The organism is Micrococcus sp. Alg238-R198, assembly GCF_900537135.1.
Lineage (GTDB): Bacteria > Actinomycetota > Actinomycetes > Actinomycetales > Micrococcaceae > Micrococcus > Micrococcus luteus.
Map to the genome: position 1 here is coordinate 96,147 of NZ_UNRH01000003.1, position 14,594 is coordinate 110,740.

At 68.3% G+C, this 14,594-nt stretch carries 16 protein-coding genes; all 16 read right to left on the minus strand.

The window, feature by feature from the left end; genetic code table 11:
* Window positions 1–4: 4 nt before the first annotated feature.
* Window positions 5–421 (minus strand): 50S ribosomal protein L16, encoded by a 417-nt coding sequence (rplP, locus tag G6R13_RS03990; protein ID WP_036317764.1) that lies wholly within the window; start codon window positions 419–421, stop codon window positions 5–7.
* A complete protein-coding gene (rpsC, locus tag G6R13_RS03995) occupies window positions 421–1,239 on the minus strand; it encodes a 30S ribosomal protein S3 (RefSeq protein WP_002857479.1) in 819 nt (272 codons plus the stop codon). The genes rplP and rpsC overlap by 1 nt, the downstream gene beginning before the upstream one ends.
* A gap of 2 nt (window positions 1,240–1,241) precedes the next feature.
* Window positions 1,242–1,607, minus strand: coding sequence for a 50S ribosomal protein L22 (rplV, locus tag G6R13_RS04000; protein ID WP_017487837.1), 366 nt, complete (start codon window positions 1,605–1,607; stop codon window positions 1,242–1,244).
* A 51-nt stretch (window positions 1,608–1,658) separates the two neighbouring features.
* On the minus strand, window positions 1,659–1,940 hold the full coding sequence (rpsS, locus tag G6R13_RS04005; RefSeq protein WP_002857475.1) for a 30S ribosomal protein S19: 282 nt from the start codon (window positions 1,938–1,940) through the stop codon (window positions 1,659–1,661).
* Between the two features lie 15 nt (window positions 1,941–1,955).
* Complete coding sequence (gene rplB, locus G6R13_RS04010) at window positions 1,956–2,795, minus strand: 50S ribosomal protein L2 (RefSeq protein ID WP_010080386.1); 840 nt, start codon at window positions 2,793–2,795, stop codon at window positions 1,956–1,958.
* Window positions 2,796–2,832: 37 nt separating this feature from the next.
* Window positions 2,833–3,138, minus strand: a complete 306-nt coding sequence (rplW, locus tag G6R13_RS04015; RefSeq protein ID WP_002857471.1) for a 50S ribosomal protein L23 — start codon at window positions 3,136–3,138, stop codon at window positions 2,833–2,835.
* Complete coding sequence (gene rplD, locus G6R13_RS04020) at window positions 3,135–3,770, minus strand: 50S ribosomal protein L4 (RefSeq protein ID WP_041103272.1); 636 nt, start codon at window positions 3,768–3,770, stop codon at window positions 3,135–3,137. The genes rplW and rplD overlap by 4 nt, the downstream gene beginning before the upstream one ends.
* A 4-nt stretch (window positions 3,771–3,774) precedes the next feature.
* Entirely contained in the window at window positions 3,775–4,425 is a 651-nt protein-coding gene (rplC, locus tag G6R13_RS04025) for a 50S ribosomal protein L3 (RefSeq protein ID WP_036317759.1), read from the minus strand.
* 20 nt (window positions 4,426–4,445) lie between these two features.
* Window positions 4,446–4,754 (minus strand): 30S ribosomal protein S10, encoded by a 309-nt coding sequence (rpsJ, locus tag G6R13_RS04030; RefSeq protein ID WP_002857463.1) that lies wholly within the window; start codon window positions 4,752–4,754, stop codon window positions 4,446–4,448.
* 326 nt (window positions 4,755–5,080) lie between these two features.
* The gene (locus G6R13_RS04035; RefSeq protein ID WP_041103558.1) at window positions 5,081–5,548 is read right to left on the minus strand and encodes a DUF3817 domain-containing protein; all 468 of its coding nucleotides are present in this window, start codon (window positions 5,546–5,548) and stop codon (window positions 5,081–5,083) included.
* On the minus strand, window positions 5,545–5,685 hold the full coding sequence (locus G6R13_RS12205) for a hypothetical protein (protein WP_178329101.1): 141 nt from the start codon (window positions 5,683–5,685) through the stop codon (window positions 5,545–5,547). The genes G6R13_RS04035 and G6R13_RS12205 overlap by 4 nt, the downstream gene beginning before the upstream one ends.
* 128 nt (window positions 5,686–5,813) lie before the next feature.
* On the minus strand, window positions 5,814–7,004 hold the full coding sequence (gene tuf, locus G6R13_RS04040) for an elongation factor Tu (protein WP_036381538.1): 1,191 nt from the start codon (window positions 7,002–7,004) through the stop codon (window positions 5,814–5,816).
* A gap of 281 nt (window positions 7,005–7,285) precedes the next feature.
* Window positions 7,286–9,400, minus strand: coding sequence for an elongation factor G (gene fusA / locus G6R13_RS04045; protein ID WP_163721095.1), 2,115 nt, complete (start codon window positions 9,398–9,400; stop codon window positions 7,286–7,288).
* Between the two features lie 117 nt (window positions 9,401–9,517).
* A complete protein-coding gene (gene rpsG, locus G6R13_RS04050) occupies window positions 9,518–9,988 on the minus strand; it encodes a 30S ribosomal protein S7 (protein ID WP_010080379.1) in 471 nt (156 codons plus the stop codon).
* Complete coding sequence (gene rpsL / locus G6R13_RS04055) at window positions 9,988–10,362, minus strand: 30S ribosomal protein S12 (protein WP_002854787.1); 375 nt, start codon at window positions 10,360–10,362, stop codon at window positions 9,988–9,990. The genes rpsG and rpsL overlap by 1 nt, the downstream gene beginning before the upstream one ends.
* A 308-nt stretch (window positions 10,363–10,670) precedes the next feature.
* Window positions 10,671–14,567, minus strand: a complete 3,897-nt coding sequence (locus tag G6R13_RS04060) for a DNA-directed RNA polymerase subunit beta' (protein WP_036381533.1) — start codon at window positions 14,565–14,567, stop codon at window positions 10,671–10,673.
* Window positions 14,568–14,594 lie beyond the last annotated feature (27 nt).

Consider the following 14,594-nt stretch of genomic DNA (forward strand, 5'->3'; position numbering starts at 1 on the left):
GGGATCACTCACCACCCTCTCGACGGATGATACGGGCCTTCAGCGGCAGCTTGTGGATGGCCAGGCGGAGCGCCTCGCGGGCGACGTCCTCCGTGACACCCGACAGCTCGAAGAGCACGCGTCCGGGCTTGACGTTGGCGACCCACCACTCCGGCGAGCCCTTGCCGGAGCCCATGCGGGTCTCGGCGGGCTTTTTGGTGAGCGGACGGTCCGGGTAGATGTTGATCCAGACCTTGCCGCCACGCTTGATGTAGCGGGTCATGGCGATACGGGCGGCCTCGATCTGACGGTTGGTCACATAGGCCGGCGTGAGCGCCTGGATGCCCCACTCGCCGAACGTCACGGTGGTGCCGCCCTTGGCGGCGCCGGAACGCTTGGGGTGGTGCTGCTTGCGGTGCTTGACGCGACGGGGGATCAGCATCAGGCGTTGCCTCCTTCAGCGGGAGCGGCGGCCGGGGTCTCGGCGCCGGCGCCGGCGTTCTCCTGGCGGGGAGCACGCTCGGCGCGATCGTTGCGACGACGACGCTCGCCGCCGCCACGGCGCTCGCCGCCACGGCCACGGCCGGAGGGCTGCGCGGCCTCCTTGGCCGCGAGCTCCTTGGCGGTCAGGTCGCCCTTGTAGATCCAGACCTTCACGCCGATGCGGCCGAAGGTGGTCTTGGCCTCGAACTTGCCGAAGTCGATGTTCGCGCGGAGGGTGTGCAGCGGCACGCGACCCTCGCGGTAGAACTCCGAGCGGCTCATCTCGGCGCCGCCGAGGCGGCCGGAGCACTGGATGCGGATGCCCTGCGCGCCGGCGCGCATGGCGGACTGGATCGCCTTCTTCATCGCGCGGCGGAACGCCACGCGCGAGGCGAGCTGCTCGGCCACACCCTGCGCCACCAGCTGGGCATCGGTCTCGGGGTTCTTGACCTCGAGGATGTTCAGCTGGATCTGCTTGCCGGTGAGCTTCTCGAGCTCACCGCGGATGCGGTCGGCCTCGGCGCCGCGGCGGCCGATCACGATGCCCGGACGCGCGGTGTGGATGTCCACGCGCACGCGGTCACGGGTGCGCTCGATCTCCACCTTGGAGATGCCGGCGCGCTCCATGCCGGTGGTCATCAGCTCGCGGATCTTGACGTCCTCCTTGAGGAAGTCAGCGTAGCGCTGGCCCTCCTTGTGGGAGTCCGCGAACCAGTGCGAGACGTGGTCGGTGGTGATGCCGAGGCGGAACCCGTTGGGGTTGATCTTCTGGCCCATTGTCAGTTCCCACCCTTCTCGTCCTTGGACGCGACGACCACGGTCACGTGGCTCGTGCGCTTGTTGATGCGGTACGCGCGGCCCTGAGCACGGGGCTGGAACCGCTTCATGGTCGGGCCCTCGTCCACGAAGGCCTCGGTGATGTAGAGGGCGTCCTCGTCGAAGGCCTGGCCCTCGCGGTCCGCCTTGACGCGGGCGTTCGCCACCGCGGAGGCCACCAGCTTGTACACCGGCTCCGAAGCGCCCTGCTGGGCGAACTTCAGGATGGCCAGTGCTTCGGTGGCCTGCTTGCCACGGACCAGGTCGACGACGCGCCGGGCCTTCATCGGCGTCACGCGCAGGTGGCGCGCAATTGCCTTGGCTTCCATTGCTTCTCTCTTTCGATTCTCGAGAAGGTCAAGCGTGCTGTGCCCTCAGGCTCAGCGGCGCTTGCCCTTCTTGTCGTCCTTCACGTGGCCGCGGTAGGTCCGGGTCGGGGCGAACTCGCCCAGCTTGTGACCCACCATGGACTCGGTGACGAACACCGGGACGTGCTTGCGTCCGTCGTGGACCGCGATGGTGTGACCCAGCATGTCCGGGATGATCATCGACCGGCGGGACCAGGTCTTGATGACGTTCTTGCTGCCCTTCTCGTTCTCGGCCAGAACCTTCAGGTAGAGGTGCTGATCGACGAAGGGGCCCTTCTTCAGGCTGCGAGGCATGTCTTCCCTGCTCCCTTATCGCTTGTTCTTGCCGGTACGACGGCGACGCACGATGAGCTTGTCGCTTTCCTTGTTCGGACGACGCGTGCGGCCCTCGGGCTTGCCGTTCCGGTTGACGGGGTGACGACCGCCGGAGGTCTTGCCCTCGCCACCGCCGTGCGGGTGGTCGACCGGGTTCATGACGACGCCGCGGACGGTCGGGCGGACGCCCTTCCAGCGCATGCGGCCGGCCTTGCCCCAGTTGATGTTCGACTGCTCGGCGTTGCCGACCTCGCCGATCGTGGCGCGGCAGCGCACGTCGACGTTGCGGATCTCACCGGAGGGCAGGCGCAGCTGGGCGTACTTGCCCTCGCGGGCGACCAGCTGCACGGACGCGCCGGCGGAGCGGGCCATCTTGGCGCCGCCGCCGGGGCGCAGCTCCACCGCGTGGATGGTGGTGCCCACGGGGATGTTGCGCATCGGCAGGTTGTTGCCGGGCTTGATGTCGGCGTTCGGGCCGGCCTCGACCACGTCGCCCTGCTTCAGCTTGGCCGGGGCCAGGATGTAGCGCTTGGCGCCGTCCGCGTAGTGCAGCAGCGCGATGCGGGCGGTGCGGTTCGGGTCGTACTCGATGTGCGCGACGGTGGCGGGCACGCCGTCCTTGTCGTGGCGACGGAAGTCGACCAGGCGGTACTGGCGCTTGTGGCCGCCGCCCTTGTGACGGGTGGTGATGCGACCGGTGTTGTTGCGGCCGCCGGTCTTGTGCAGCGGACGGAGAAGGGACTTCTCCGGCGTGGACCGGGTGATCTCTGCGAAGTCGGCCACGGACGAGCCACGCAGGCCCGGGGTGGTCGGCTTGTACTTACGGATAGCCATGTGTCAGTTCCTCGATTAAGTGGTCTCCGCACGCCGATCAGGCGAGCGGACCTCCGAAGATGTCGATGGTCCCGTCCTTGAGCGTGACGATGGCACGCTTGGTGGACTTGCGCTGGCCCCACCCGAAGCGGGTGCGACGGCGCTTGCCGGAACGGTTCAGGGTGTTGACCGAGGCCACGTCGACGTTGAAGATGCGCTCCACCGCCTGCTTGATCTCGGACTTGTTGGAGCGCGGGTCGACCAGGAAGGTGTACTTGCCCTCGTCGATCAGACCGTAGCTCTTCTCCGACACGACGGGAGCGATGATCACGTCGCGGGGATCCTTGTTGATGGAGCCGCTCACTGGGCATCCTCCTTCTTGGCGCCGGAAGCCTGGGCCACGTACGCCTCGTAGGCCGCCTGGGTGAACACGACGTCGTCGGAGACGAGCACGTCGTAGGTGTTCAGCTGGTCGGCGTACAGGGTGTGGACCGCGGGCAGGTTGCGGGCGGACAGGGCGGCGACGTCGTCGGCCCGGTCGATCACCAGCAGCACGTTCTTGCGGCCGGTGTTCAGGGACGCGAGGCCCGCCTTGGCGGCCTTGGTGGACGGGGTGGTCCCGGACACGAGGGCCTCGATGACGTGGACGCGGCCGTTGCGGGCGCGGTCCGACAGGGCACCGCGCAGGGCGGCGGCCTTCATCTTCTTGGGGGTGCGCTGCGAGTAGTCACGCGGGGTCGGGCCGTGGACGACGCCACCACCGGTCATGTGCGGGGCGCGGATGGAGCCCTGACGTGCGCGGCCGGTGCCCTTCTGCTTGAACGGCTTGCGACCGGCACCGGACACCTCGCCGCGGCGCTTCGTCTTGTGCGTGCCCTGACGGGCGGCGGCGAGCTGGGCGACGACGACCTGGTGCATGAGCGGCACGTTGGACTGCACGTCGAAGAGCTCGGCGGGCAGATCGACCTGGACGGTCTTCACGGAGTTCTCAGCCATGGTCTCAGGCTCCCTTCACGGCGCTGCGGACGAGCACGACCTGGCCCTTGGAGCCGGGCACCGCGCCCTTGATCAGCAGGAGGTTGTTCTCCACGTCGATGCCGTGGAGGGTCAGGTTCATGGTGGTCTGGCGCACGGCGCCCATGCGACCGGGCATGCGCTGGCCCTTGAACACGCGGCCGGGGGTGGACGCGCCGCCCACGGAGCCGGGCTTGCGGTGGTTCTTGTGCTGGCCGTGCGAGGCGCCCACACCGGCGAAGCCGTGGCGCTTCATGGCGCCGGCGAAGCCCTTGCCCTTGGTGGTGCCCACGACGTCGACCTTCTGGCCGGCCTCGAAGACCTCCACGGTCACGTCCTGGCCGAGCGAGTACTCGGCGGCGTCGGCGGTGCGCAGCTCGACGAGGTGGCGACGCGGGGTCACGCCGGCCTTCTCGAAGTGACCGGCCAGGGGCTTGGTCACGCGGCGGGGATCGATCTGGCCGTAGGCGATCTGCACGGCGGTGTAGCCGTCGGTCTCCTCGGAGCGCAGCTGGGTGACGACGTTCGGGTCTGCCTTGACCACGGTCACAGGGATGAGCTTGTTGTCCTCATCCCAGACCTGGGTCATGCCGAGCTTCGTGCCCAGCAGGCCCTTGATGTTCTGGGTGTTGGTCATAGTCTCTCAGCACCTCCCTCTCAGAGCTTGATCTCGATGTTGACGTCCGCGGGCAGGTCCAGTCGCATGAGCGAGTCGACGGCCTTCGGGGTCGGGTCGATGATGTCGATGAGCCGCTTGTGGGTGCGCATCTCGAAATGCTCGCGGCTGTCCTTGTACTTGTGGGGAGAACGGATAACGCAGTACACGTTCTTCTCCGTCGGCAGCGGCACGGGGCCGACCACCGTCGCGCCTGCGCGCGTGACCGTGTCAACGATCTTGCGGGCCGAGACGTCGATGACCTCGTGGTCGTACGACTTCAGCCGGATGCGGATCTTCTGTCCCGCCATGGCGTCACGCCTCTCTCGTCGGGTGTGCTGTTCCTGTCCCTGTGCGGCGGATCGTGCCCGCCTTCTTGTCCTCCACCCGCGCGGGGCGAATCCGGTCGGACCGGGTTCCTCGCCGCCGCCGGACTCCGGTCCACGCGGTCGGGCGTGTCGCATTCCTGGGAGGGCACACGCCTGTGGCGGGTCGGAGTGGTGACGTCACATCTGGGCCGAGCTGCCGCCGCGAGACACACGACGACAGCGCAATGGCGCTTGAGCAACCGAATCAGTATAGACAGAAGCGGGCCCAGTCCGCCAATCGGCGGGCCGGGCCCGGCGGTCCCCCGGGCTCAGCGGCCCCACTCGGTGGGCGGGCCGGCATTGAGCAGCAGGGTGAAGACGACGGCGACCACGGCGACCGCCAGGAGCGCGCTGACCACCGGATGGCGCAGCACCACGACGAGAAGCCGTTCGAGGGGCCCCCGCTCCCCCGGCGCGCGGTCCACGACCTGCCACCGCGACGCCGGCTCGCCGCGCCGCCGCTGGGCCCGCTCGAACGGGACCGTCATGAACGGGACGATCGTCGAACCGAGGCCGAGGAGTCCGCGGGCCACGGGCCACCGCCCATCGATCCACACGGCGACCGTCACCACGAGGTAGCAGAGGAACACGAAGCCGTGGACGCCGCCGGCGATCGGCACCATCCGCTCCGTGACTCCGCCGTACTTGAGGCCCATGGCGATCAGCAGACCGGCCCAGGTGAACATCTCGGCCATCGCCGTGACGGCGAAGAGGCGGCGCGGGCCGGGCAGGCTCATCGCTCCAGCTCCCCGCCGCGGTTCGCGCGCCGGATGCGCCGGGCACGGTCGATCTCGGGACGGAAGGTCCGCAGCGCCCAGCGCACGGCCACGACGGCCACGGCGAGCACCACGATGAGGATGAGCAGTTTAGGCATGCTCCCCAGCCTAGCCGCCGCCGCCGCGCCGTCGTCGGACACGGCGACGCCCCCGCCTCCGGAAGACCCGGAGACGGGGGCGTCGCACGTCAGCGGCTCAACGGAGCCACGAGACGGGATGCGTCAGATCACTTGGTGATCTTGGTGACGCGGCCGGAGCCCACGGTGCGGCCACCCTCGCGGATGGCGAAGCCGAGGCCCTCCTCCATGGCGATCGGCTGGATGAGCTCGACCGACATCTCGGTGGTGTCGCCGGGCATGACCATCTCGGTGCCCTCGGGCAGCGTGATGACGCCGGTGACGTCGGTGGTGCGGAAGTAGAACTGCGGGCGGTAGTTCGAGTAGAACGGGTTGTGACGGCCACCCTCGTCCTTGGACAGGATGTAGACGTTCGCCTCGAAGTTAGTGTGCGGGGTGATGGAGCCCGGCTCCACCACGACCTGGCCGCGCTCCACGTCGTCGCGCTTCAGGCCGCGCAGCAGCAGACCGCAGTTCTCGCCGGCCCAGGCCTCGTCGAGCTGCTTGTGGAACATCTCGATGCCGGTGACGGTGGTCTTCTGCACGTCGCGGATGCCGACGATCTCGACCTCGGAGTTGATCTTCAGGGTGCCGCGCTCGGCGCGACCGGTCACCACGGTGCCACGACCGGTGATGGTGAAGACGTCCTCGATCGGCATCAGGAACGGCTTGTCCTTGTCGCGGACCGGGTCCGGGATGAACTCGTCCACGGCCTCCATGAGGTCCTCGACGGACTTGACCCACTGGGCGTCGCCCTCGAGGGCCTTCAGACCGGAGGTGCGGATGACCGGGGCCTCGTCGCCGTCGAAGTCCTGGGAGGACAGCAGCTCGCGGACCTCCATCTCGACGAGCTCGAGGAGCTCCTCGTCCTCGACCATGTCGGACTTGTTCAGGGCCACGAGCAGGGCCGGCACGCCGACCTGGCGGGCCAGGAGCACGTGCTCACGGGTCTGGGCCATCGGGCCGTCGGTGGCGGCGACCACGAGGATCGCGCCGTCCATCTGAGCGGCGCCGGTGATCATGTTCTTGATGTAGTCGGCGTGACCGGGGGCGTCCACGTGGGCGTAGTGACGCTTCTCGGTCTGGTACTCCACGTGGGAGATGTTGATGGTGATGCCGCGCTGACGCTCCTCGGGGGCGGAGTCGATCGTCGCGAAGTCACGGGCCTCGTTCAGGTCCGGGTACTTGTCGTACAGGACCTTCGAGATGGCGGCGGTCAGCGTGGTCTTGCCGTGGTCAACGTGGCCGATGGTGCCGATGTTGACGTGCGGCTTCGTCCGCTCGAACTTTGCCTTTGCCACTAGTTCCTCCTAAGAACTGGTTCATCGTCAAGAAGACTGCTCAGCCGCCTGCGACGTGCTGACAACTTGACTGAGTCTACTCGGATGGTGCGGGGTTGGGGAAATCCCGGCCTCACGAGGGCCAGTCCGGTTCCAGGCCGTCGGGACCGCCGGAAGCGGACCGGACCTGACCCGTCCTGATCGCGGACCGCCGCGCCGGGGAGGGCGGTCCGGTCGCCCCGGGCCGGCCGCGGCTGCGGCGGCCGACCCGGGGCAGGTCGTTCAGAGCAGGTGACCTGCGGTCACTCGCCCTGGGACTTCTGGATGATCTCGTCCGCCACGGCCTTGGGGACCTCGGCGTAGGAGTGGAAGGTCATCGAGTACACCGCGCGGCCCTGCGTCTTGGAGCGCAGGTCGCCGATGTAGCCGAACATCTCCGACAGCGGCACGAGGGCGTTGACCACCTTCACGCCGGTGGCGTCCTCCATGGACTGGATCTGGCCGCGGCGGGAGTTCAGGTCGCCGATGACGTCGCCCATGAACTCCTCGGGGGTGCGGACCTCCACGGCCATCAGCGGCTCGAGGATGATCGGGTTGGCCTTGCGGACACCCTCCTTGAAGGCCTGGGAGCCGGCGATCTTGAACGCCATCTCCGAGGAGTCGACGTCGTGGTAAGCGCCGTCGAGCAGGGTGGCCTTCACGCCGACCATCGGGTAGCCGGCCAGCACGCCGAACTGCATGGCGTCCTGGATGCCCGCGTCCACCGAGGGGATGTACTCGCGGGGCACGCGACCGCCGGTGACGGCGTTCTCGAACTCGTAGACCTCGCCCTCGGCGGTGTCCAGGGGCTCGAAGGACAGCTGCACCTTGGCGAACTGGCCGGAGCCGCCGGTCTGCTTCTTGTGCGTGTAGTCGACCTTGTCGACCTTGCGCTTAATGGTCTCGCGGTACGCGACCTGAGGCTTGCCCACGTTGGCCTCGACCTTGAACTCGCGCTTCATGCGGTCCACGAACACGTCCAGGTGGAGCTCGCCCATGCCGCCGATCTCGGTCTGACCGGTCTCCTCGTTGAGGTTCACGCGGAAGGTGGGGTCCTCGGCGACGAGCTTCTGGATGGCGGTGGAGAGCTTCTCCTGGTCACCCTTGGTCTTCGGCTCGATGGCCACGGAGATCACGGGCTCCGGGAAGGTCATCGACTCGAGGATGATCGGGTTCGCGGGATCGCACAGGGTGTCGCCCGTGGTGGTGTCCTTGAGGCCGATCACGGCGTAGATGTGGCCGGCGACCACCTCGTCCACCGGGTTCTCCTTGTTGGCGTGCATCTGGAACAGCTTGCCGATGCGCTCCTTCTTGCCCTTGGTGGCGTTGAGGATCTGCGCACCGGACTCCAGGCGGCCGGAGTACACGCGGATGAAGGTCAGCGTGCCGAAGAAGGGGTGCGTGGCGATCTTGAAGGCGAGCGCCGAGAACGGGGCCTCCTTCGACGCCTCGCGCTCCAGCACCTCCTCCTCGTCGTTCACGGCGTGGCCCTTGACGGAGCCGGCGTCCAGCGGGTTCGGCAGGTAGGCGACCACGGCGTCCAGCATCGGCTGCACGCCACGGTTCTTGAACGCGGAGCCGCAGAACACCGGGTAGGCCTCGGCGTTCACGGTCAGCTGGCGCACGCCGGCCTGGATCTCCTCGACGGTGAGCTCCTCGCCCTCGAGGTACTTCTCCATGAGCTCCTCGGAGGTCTCGGCGACGGCCTCGACGAGCTCGTTGCGGTACTCCTCGGCCTTCTCCTGGAGCTCGGCGGGGATCTCGCGGGTCTCGTAGGAGGCGCCCATGGTGACGTCGCCCTTGGCGTCGCCCGGCCACTCGAAGGCCTTCATGGAGAGCAGGTCGACGACGCCCACGAAGTCGTTCTCGGCGCCGATCGGCAGCTGCATCACGAGCGGACGCGCGCCGAGGCGCTTCACGATGGTGTCGACGGTGAAGTAGAAGTCCGCGCCCAGCTTGTCCATCTTGTTGACGAAGCAGATGCGCGGGACGTTGTACTTGTCCGCCTGGCGCCACACGGTCTCCGACTGGGGCTCCACGCCCTCCTTGCCGTCGAACACGGCGACGGCGCCGTCGAGCACGCGCAGCGAGCGCTCCACCTCGACCGTGAAGTCCACGTGGCCGGGGGTGTCGATGATGTTGATCTGGTGGTCGTTCCAGAAGCAGGTCACCGCGGCGGAGGTGATGGTGATGCCGCGCTCCTTCTCCTGCTCCATCCAGTCCGTCGTCGCGCCGCCGTCGTGGGTCTCGCCCAGCTTGTGGTTGACACCCGTGTAGAACAGGATGCGCTCGGTGGTGGTGGTCTTGCCGGCATCGATGTGGGCCATGATGCCGATGTTGCGGACCTTGTGCAGGTCGGTCAGCACGTCCTGTGCCACGGTGTCTCCCTTGGTCGGGTGGAATGGGGGGCTCGTGAGGTGGATGCGGTGGGTGGCCCGTCCGAGAGGACGCACCTGCGGCCCGAGGCGCGGATCGCGCGCCCCGGGCCACACGGATCACCAGCGGTAGTGGGCGAAGGCCTTGTTGGCCTCGGCCATCTTGTGGGTGTCCTCGCGACGCTTCACGGCGCCGCCCAGGCCGTTCGAGGCGTCCAGGATCTCGTTCATCAGACGCTCGGTCATGGTCTTCTCACGGCGGGCCTTGGAGAAGCCGACCAGCCAGCGCAGGGCCAGGGCCGTGGAGCGGCCCGGCTTGACCTCGACGGGCACCTGGTAGGTGGCGCCGCCGACGCGGCGGGAGCGCACCTCGAGGGCCGGCTTGATGTTGTCCATGGCCTTCTTGAGGGTGGCCACGGGATCGGCGCCGTTCTTGGCACGGGCGCCCTCGAGCGCGCCGTACACGATGCGCTCGGCGGTGGACTTCTTGCCGTCGACGAGCACCTTGTTGATCAGCTGCGTGACCAGCGGGGAGCCGTAGACGGGATCGACGACGAGGGGGCGCTTCGGCGCAGGACCCTTACGAGGCATTACTTCTTCTCCTTCTTGGCGCCGTAGCGGGAGCGGGCCTGGCCGCGGTTCTTCACGCCCTGGGTGTCGAGGGCGCCGCGCACGATCTTGTAGCGCACGCCGGGCAGGTCCTTCACACGACCGCCGCGGACGAGCACGATCGAATGCTCCTGCAGGTTGTGGCCCTCGCCGGGGATGTAGGCCGTGACCTCGATGCCGCCGTTCAGGCGCACACGGGCGACCTTGCGCAGCGCCGAGTTCGGCTTCTTGGGCGTGGTGGTGTACACACGGGTGCACACGCCACGACGCATGGGGTTCCCCTGCAGGGCAGGGGCCTTCGTATTGACGACCTTGGGTGAGCGGCCCTTGCGGACCAGCTGCTGAATCGTAGGCACTCTTCAGCCTTCCTGTGTTTCGGTGATCGCTGACGTGATCGACCGGCGCCCGGGGCGCCGGCTGCTCGTTCCTCTGCTCTGCCTCTCCCTGTGGGGGCTCGCAACGAGCAGACGTCCGCAGGCGTGCAAAAGTGTGGCATCTGCCGCGCAATGACCCCGCGACCCGGACAGCGTCCAATTTGCCACACGAAAAACAATCCTTGACAGCATAGCACGCCCCGGCGCCGTCGACGAGCCGGCCCCGCACGCCAAAGGGCCCGCCGCTCCCCCGCGTGAGCGGCGGAACGGCGGGCCCCTGGGGACGCGGATCAGGCGCGGAAGTCGCCCCCGCGGTCGTAGTCGTCCAGCGAGACGGCGTGGAAGTCGTTCTCGCCGAGCGACTGGTCCAGGCCCGGGTAGTCGAAGTCCGCGAAGCCGGCCGGCGAGGCGAACAGGTTGGCCTTCGCCTCCTCCGTCGGCTCCACGACGGTCTTCGTGTAGCGGTCCAGGCCCGTGCCGGCCGGGATCAGCTTGCCGATGATCACGTTCTCCTTCAGGCCCAGCAGCGGGTCGGACTTGCCCTCCATGGCCGCCTGCGTCAGGACGCGGGTCGTCTCCTGGAAGGACGCGGCCGACAGCCACGAGTCCGTGGCCAGCGAGGCCTTCGTGATGCCCATCAGCTCGTCGCGGCCGGAGGCCGGCTGGCGGCCCTCGGCGACGGCGGCGCGGTTGGCGGCCACGAAGCGCGACCGGTCCGTGAGCTCACCCGGCAGCAGGTCGGTGTCACCGGACTCGATGACGGTGATGCGACGCAGCATCTGCCGGACGATGACCTCCACGTGCTTGTCGTGGATGCCCACGCCCTGGGACTGGTACACGTTCTGCACCTCGTCCACGAGGAACCGCTGCGCGGCCCGCGGGCCGAGCACGCGCAGGACCTGCTTCGGGTCCACGGCGCCGGCCACGAGCTGCGTGCCCACCGGCACGTGCTCGCCGTCGGCCACGAGGATGCGCGCACGGCGCAGCACCGGGTAGGCGATCTCCTCGGAGCCGTCGTCCGGCGTGAGCAGCAGGCGCACGGACGTCTCGGTGTCCTCGATGGTCACGCGGCCGGCGACCTCGGAGATCGGGGCCACGCCCTTCGGGGTGCGGGCCTCGAAGAGCTCCTGGATGCGGGGCAGACCCTGCGTGATGTCGTCGGCCGAGGCCACACCGCCGGTGTGGAACGTGCGCATGGTGAGCTGGGTGCCCGGCTCACCGATCGACTGGGCCGCGATGATGCCGACGGCCTCGCCGATGTCCACCAGCTGGCCGGTGGCCATGGAGCGGCCGTAGCACTTCGCGCAGGTGCCCACGGCGGACTCGCAGGTCAGGACCGAGCGGACCTTGATCTCCGTGACGCCGGCGGCCACCAGCTCGCCGATCAGCACGTCGCCCACGTCCGCACCGGCCGAGGCCAGCACCGTGCCGTCCTCGCCCGTGACGTCCTGGGCCAGCGTGCGGGCGAAGGCCGAGTTCTCGACCTGCTCGTGGGCCACCAGCTCGCCGTCGGCGTTCGGGGCGGCGATCGTGACGGACAGGCCGCGCTCGGTGCCGCAGTCGTCCTCGCGGACGATGACGTCCTGGGACACATCGACGAGACGACGGGTCAGGTAGCCCGAGTTCGCGGTCTTCAGCGCGGTGTCCGCGAGGCCCTTGCGGGCGCCGTGGGTGGCGGAGAAGTACTCGAGCACGGACAGGCCCTCGCGGTACGAGGACTTGATCGGACGCGGGATGATCTCACCCTTCGGGTTGGCCACGAGGCCGCGGATGCCCGCGATCTGGCGCACCTGGAGCCAGTTGCCTCGCGCACCGGAGGACACCATGCGGTTGATGGTGTTGAGCTCCGGCAGGCCGTCCTTCATGGCCGCGGCGACCTCGTCGGTGGCCTTGTTCCAGATGTCGATCAGCTCGGAGCGACGCTCGTCGTCCGCGATCAGGCCCTTGTCGTACTGCTGCTGCACGCGCTGGGCCTGCTCCTCGTAGCCCTCCATGATGGCGGCCTTGTCGAAGTCGGAGGTGATGTCCGAGATCGCCACGGTCACACCCGACCAGGTGCCCCAGTGGAAGCCGGCGTCCTTGAGGTTGTCCAGCGTCTGCGCGGTGACGACCATCGGGTAGCGCTCGGCCAGGTCGTTGACCAGCTGACCGAGGGTGCCCTTGGTCGCCTGCTTGTCCAGCCACGGGTAGTCGTCCGGCAGCAGCTCGTTGAACAGCACCTTGCCCAGGGTGGTCTCGATGAGGGCGATCTCGCCCTCGGACCAGCCCTCGGGGGCCGGCACGTCCGCCGACGGCACGAAGCCCTCGACGCCGATCCGTGCGGGCGCGTTCAGATGCAGGTCGCCGCCGTCGAACGCCATGATGGCCTCGCCGACGGTCGCGTACAGGTTGCCCGCGCCGACCTCGTCCGGACGCACCGTGGTGAGGTGGTTCAGTCCGATGATCATGTCCTGGGCCGGCACGGCGACCGCGCGGCCGTCCGAGGGCTTCAGGATGTTGTGGCTCGAGAGCATGAGCAGGCGCGCCTCGGCCTGGGCCTCCGGCGACAGGGGCAGGTGGACCGCCATCTGGTCGCCGTCGAAGTCCGCGTTGAACGCGGAGCAGACCAGCGGGTGCAGCTGCAGGGCCTTGCCTTCCACGAGCTGCGGCTCGAAGGCCTGGATGCCCAGACGGTGCAGGGTGGGGGCGCGGTTCAGCAGGACCGGGTGCTCGGTGATGACCTCCTCGAGCACGTCCCAGACCTGCGGACGGAAGCGCTCCACCATGCGCTTGGCGGACTTGATGTTCTGCGCGTGGTTCAGGTCCACGAGACGCTTCATCACGAACGGCTTGAACAGCTCCAGCGCCATCTGCTTCGGCAGGCCGCACTGGTGCAGCTTGAGCTGGGGACCCACCACGATGACCGAGCGGCCCGAGTAGTCCACGCGCTTGCCGAGCAGGTTCTGACGGAACCGGCCCTGCTTGCCCTTGAGCATGTCGGAGAGCGACTTGAGCGGGCGGTTGCCCGGGCCGGTCACCGGCCGGCCGCGGCGGCCGTTGTCGAACAGCGAGTCCACGGCCTCCTGCAGCATGCGCTTCTCGTTGTTGACGATGATCTCGGGCGCGCCGAGGTCGAGCAGCCGCTTCAGGCGGTTGTTACGGTTGATCACGCGACGGTACAGGTCGTTGAGGTCGGAGGTCGCGAAGCGGCCGCCGTCCAGCTGCACCATCGGACGCAGCTCCGGCGGGATCACCGGGACGGCGTCCAGGACCATGCCCTCGGGCGAGTTGTCCGTGGTCATGAACGCGTTGACGACCTTCAGGCGCTTCAGGGCACGGGTCTTGCGCTGGCCCTTGCCCGTCTTGATGGTCTCACGCAGCATCTCGGACTCGGCCTCGAGGTCGAAGGTCTGCAGGCGACGCTGGATCGCCTCCGCGCCCATCGAGCCCTCGAAGTACTGGCCGTACTTGTCCCGCATGGCCCGGTACAGGCCCTCGTCACCCTCGAGGTCGGCGACCTTGAGGTTCTTGAAGCGGTCCCAGACCTGCTCCTTGCGGTCCAGCTCCGCGTCCGCGCGCTTGCGGATCTGCGCCATGGTCTTGTCCGCGGCGTCGCGGGCCTTCTTCTTCTCGGCGGCCTTGGCGCCCTCGGACTCCAGCTTGGCCAGGTCCTTCTCGAGGTCGGCGGCCACCGCGGCGATGTCGGAGTCACGCTGGTCGGCCAGGACACGGGTCTCCTGGTCGTACTCGGCCTGGAGGTTGGCCAGGTCGCGGTGCCGGGCCTCCTCGTCCACCGAGGTGATCATGTACGCCGCGAAGTAGATGACCTTCTCGAGGTCCTTCGGCGCCAGGTCCAGCAGGTAGCCCAGGCGCGAGGGCACGCCCTTGAAGTACCAGATGTGGGTGACCGGCGCAGCCAGCTCGATGTGGCCCATGCGGTCGCGGCGCACCTTCGAGCGGGTCACCTCGACGCCGCAGCGCTCGCAGATGATGCCCTTGAAGCGCACGCGCTTGTACTTGCCGCACGCGCACTCCCAGTCACGGGTGGGGCCGAAGATCTTCTCGCAGAAGAGTCCGTCCTTCTCCGGCTTCAGGGTGCGGTAGTTGATGGTCTCCGGCTTCTTGACCTCGCCGTAGGACCAGCGGCGGATGTCCTCCGCCGTGGCCAGGCCGATGCGCATCAGGCCGAAAGAGTTGTCAGTGGACATGCTGTTCACGCTCATGCTCCGGTGAAC

Coding starts and splice junctions, on each gene's coding strand:
- rpsS (WP_002857475.1), bottom strand. CDS start 1,940: ATGCCTCGCAGCCTGAAGAAGGGCCCCTTCGTCGATCAGCACCTCTAC.
- G6R13_RS04035 (WP_041103558.1), bottom strand. CDS start 5,548: ATGAGCCTGCCCGGCCCGCGCCGCCTCTTCGCCGTCACGGCGATGGCC.
- G6R13_RS12205 (WP_178329101.1), bottom strand. CDS start 5,685: ATGCCTAAACTGCTCATCCTCATCGTGGTGCTCGCCGTGGCCGTCGTG.
- rplC (WP_036317759.1), bottom strand. CDS start 4,425: ATGACCAACACCCAGAACATCAAGGGCCTGCTGGGCACGAAGCTCGGC.
- rplD (WP_041103272.1), bottom strand. CDS start 3,770: ATGGCTGAGAACTCCGTGAAGACCGTCCAGGTCGATCTGCCCGCCGAG.
- rplP (WP_036317764.1), bottom strand. CDS start 421: ATGCTGATCCCCCGTCGCGTCAAGCACCGCAAGCAGCACCACCCCAAG.
- rpsJ (WP_002857463.1), bottom strand. CDS start 4,754: ATGGCGGGACAGAAGATCCGCATCCGGCTGAAGTCGTACGACCACGAG.
- rpsC (WP_002857479.1), bottom strand. CDS start 1,239: ATGGGCCAGAAGATCAACCCCAACGGGTTCCGCCTCGGCATCACCACC.
- rpsG (WP_010080379.1), bottom strand. CDS start 9,988: ATGCCTCGTAAGGGTCCTGCGCCGAAGCGCCCCCTCGTCGTCGATCCC.
- rplV (WP_017487837.1), bottom strand. CDS start 1,607: ATGGAAGCCAAGGCAATTGCGCGCCACCTGCGCGTGACGCCGATGAAG.
- G6R13_RS04060 (WP_036381533.1), bottom strand. CDS start 14,567: ATGTCCACTGACAACTCTTTCGGCCTGATGCGCATCGGCCTGGCCACG.
- rplB (WP_010080386.1), bottom strand. CDS start 2,795: ATGGCTATCCGTAAGTACAAGCCGACCACCCCGGGCCTGCGTGGCTCG.